The sequence below is a fragment of the Methylobacterium sp. WL116 genome, from assembly GCF_008039455.1.
In the GTDB taxonomy this organism is placed as follows: Bacteria; Pseudomonadota; Alphaproteobacteria; order Rhizobiales; family Beijerinckiaceae; genus Methylobacterium.
On record NZ_VRUV01001021.1, the window covers coordinates 1 to 721 of the forward strand.

The 721-nt window shown below is 77.1% G+C and carries 1 protein-coding gene; it reads right to left on the minus strand.

Features of this window, described 5'->3' with window-relative positions:
* Positions 1-127 precede the first annotated feature (127 nt).
* A partial coding sequence (locus FV223_RS29170) for a CBS domain-containing protein (protein WP_147730059.1) occupies positions 128-721 on the minus strand: 594 nt, incomplete at its 5' end.

The following is a 721-nucleotide window of genomic DNA, read 5'->3' on the forward strand; positions in this document are numbered from 1 at the left end:
GGATCCCGACCCGGCGCCGGCCAGCGCGTCGCCGGCGAGCCCGCCGCCCGCAAGTCCCTCGCCGACAAGCCCGCCGCCGGCCGGCCGGGCCAAGCCGAACGGCTGACGTGGAGCCGAACGGCCGACGTCACGCCGTCGGCGCCGGCCGCTTCCGCGCGAAGTAGGCCCGGCGCTCGGCCTCCGACCGGTTCACGGCGGCGCGGACCTGCAGCAGGTCCTTGCGCGTGACGAGCCCAACCAGCGCGCCGGTCTCCGCATCGGTCACCGGCAGGCGGCCCTGGCCGGTCGTCAGCATCAGGTCGACGGCGTGCGCCGCGACGTCGCCCGGATGGACGACGGCCAGCGACCCATCCGAGACCCGCTCGCTCAGCCGCTCGCCCGCGCGGTTCCCCTCCGCCCGCCACAGCAGCGCGTCGCCGCGGGTGACGAGGCCGACGGGGCGGTGCGCGCCGTCCACCACCGGGTAGGCGTCGTGGCGCCCCGCCTCCACCGCCGCGACCGCCTCGGCGAGCGTCAGGCCGGCGTCGAGCGTCTCGACCGCGGGCACCATCACCGCGGCGACGCGGGTGAGCTCGTAGGGGTCGATGCCGTATTCGCGGGTGATGTGCTGGCCGCGCCGCGCGATCTTCTCCGTCAGGATCGAGCGCTTGAGCAGCAGCACCGTCACCCCGTAGGCGGCCGCCGACGCCGCCAGCAGCGCCGGCAGCGCGTGGACGTCGCC